The organism is Curtobacterium sp. C2H10 (genome assembly GCF_025407985.1).
GTDB lineage: Bacteria > Actinomycetota > Actinomycetes > Actinomycetales > Microbacteriaceae > Curtobacterium.
This window is the reverse complement of sequence record NZ_JABXGF010000165.1, coordinates 1-265: the sequence shown is the minus strand read 5'-3', so window position 1 is coordinate 265 and position 265 is coordinate 1. Positions and strand designations below refer to the sequence as shown.

General features: G+C 60.0%; 1 pseudogene. It reads right to left on the bottom strand.

Annotated elements, in window-relative coordinates:
• Positions 1 to 85: 85 nt before the first annotated feature.
• A pseudogene (locus HWD93_RS18495) lies at positions 86 to 265 on the bottom strand (proline/glycine betaine ABC transporter permease); the annotation flags it as partial.

The following is a 265-nucleotide window of genomic DNA, read 5'->3' as shown; positions in this document are numbered from 1 at the left end:
CAACAGGCCTTTGCTCAGATGCGGCAGAACTATTTAACCGATGATTAACGGGCCCGCTATTTGTAAGCACGCGCGGGGCGCTGGCTCAGGATCGCCGCCGGAACTGCACCATCCGGTCAATCACGATCGCGCAGATCAGGATCGCCAGCCCCGCGAGTATGCCTTTACCCTGGGCTGCGTACTGCAGCGCGGAAAGGACATCCTCACCTAAGCCTTTTGCGCCGATCAGCGCCGCAATGACCACCATCGACAGGCTCATCGGCAC